Here is a 1927-nt window from a genome sequence, read left to right as displayed (position 1 = left end):
GATCCAGCCGGTACGCATTGCTCCGTTATCATCGAAAGCATACCAGCAGTTATTATCTTTAATCCAACCCTTAGCTATACTGCCATCTTCCTTAACATAAGACCATGTGCCGTTATTATTGACCCAGCCAGAATTTTCTTCAGCAATCACTGGCAGATAATTCATAACTAATGAAGCTGACAGCAGTACACTTACTTTTATTTTCTTATTTTTCATAAGTTAATCTCCTTTTAAGAAAGACCTGTATCTATTATTCAGATACAGGTCTATACTCCTGCTTGTAATTATTTATTAATCCTCAATATTTTCAGAAACTGCAAAAGTAAAGGTGTACTCAACATTTACTTCAGCACCATTAGCATCTTCATAAGCAACAGTGACTACTATGTTTTTATTATCTAATGCATTAACCGTTTGACTTAAAGCATTATCTTTGTCTACATTAAGATAATTGGCTAATATTGTAAGTAATTCATCGTAAGTTGGTGTACCAGTAATAGTTGTTTTGCTGCTATCATCAAACGTATAACCGGTTACACCTTCATTGGTTAAGGTTGTTAAAATTGAGAAAATGCCTGTCCCAGCAAAATTAGCTATTGTTGTTTCGCCATCATTAAAGACAGTTCTGATAGTTTGTTTGTCAACTGTTGCTGTTGCTAAGTTATTTAAATTTAATTGATCAACAGCACTTTCAACCTTTGTTTGCAGATTAGTTTTAGCAGTATCCTCGAGTGCTTTATCGCTATTAAGTTTTACAGTATATTCAATAATTGTATTATCAGCAATCTTAAACGCTACTGTATAAGTCTTGCCATCAACATCAGATAGTTTCAAATTAAATAATTCCTCAGCACTCGCTTTATTAAATAAAGCCAAGCCCCATTTAGCAAGATCTTCTGCACTATGATCAACTAATTCAGCAATCAACATTTCGCCAGTAGAATGATTGCCATCGCTTATATCAACTGATTTTATACCCTTGTAATTTTCATTAACATTCACAATTGAGTCTAAAATAGTTGCCTTAACAAAATCCCAAACTTTATTATCAGTATTATGCATAACACCATCAATGGTTGTGCCATTAACTTTAATTGTCACACCATTATTTTCAGCATTAGTTGTGAAAGCACCTTTTAATTCAGCTTCAAATGCTTCTTTGAACTTTTCGGTTTCTGACTTTGTTGGCGTTGTTGATCCTCCGCCGCCGCCAGAGCCACCTGTTGATCCGCCAGTTGAAGGTTTATTTACTTCTGGTGCTTGCTCAACATCCTTGCCCGTTTCTACATCTTTAATTACTGTATCCTTGCCAGCTTCTACGCCGTCAACATTCGCTTCTACTTTGTTAATCGTTCCGCTTCCTTCAATTTTTACTGGCGCATCAGCTACGATTGTTCCTACTGTATTACCTTTTGATACTTCTACTTTCGTATCTTTTGCACTTTCTGTTACCACCACATTCTTAACATCGGCATTTACCTTGATTTGAGTATCTGTCTTTACTTCAAGGCTTTCTACCGGTGCCTGAATATCAACACTCGCATATGTCCGTGTAGTTACTTCCTGTGCAGGCACTTCAATCACGATTTCACCTTTGGTTGTTGATTGTACTTCAATTTTCTCTACTTCACCTTTGAAGTTCTTATCCGGTGTTACCGCTGCTGTTTCTTCCAATACGATCGTCTTAACTTCTGTTTCGCCGCTTAATACGACTTCTGTATTTCTTGTCTGTGTACTGATTGCTTCAATCTTTGAATCAGTGATCGTTAACTTACCGGCTGTTTGGTTGTCACCAATGACAACTAATTTGCCTTTTACAGTTACACCTTTCAGCTCAAATGCTTTCGCTGTTGTCACATCAACATACAGGTTACCTTCAATGACTTCACCTTCTAATGCTTCTGGATCTGTTAATACTACGGATTTT

At 36.5% G+C, this 1927-nt stretch carries 1 protein-coding gene and 1 pseudogene; both read right to left on the bottom strand.

Features of this window, described 5'->3' with window-relative positions; genetic code table 11:
* Positions 1 to 216, bottom strand: a pseudogene (locus tag DAHG_RS21380) (hypothetical protein); the annotation flags it as partial.
* A 75-nt stretch (positions 217 to 291) separates the two neighbouring features.
* A partial coding sequence (locus DAHG_RS01255; protein ID WP_205408086.1) for a hypothetical protein occupies positions 292 to 1927 on the bottom strand: 1636 nt, incomplete at its 5' end.

Source organism: Dielma fastidiosa, assembly GCF_000313565.1.
GTDB lineage: Bacteria > Bacillota_I > Bacilli_A > Erysipelotrichales > Erysipelotrichaceae > Dielma > Dielma fastidiosa.
Note: the sequence above shows the minus strand (reverse complement) of the source record. Positions and strands in the feature narration are given on the sequence as shown.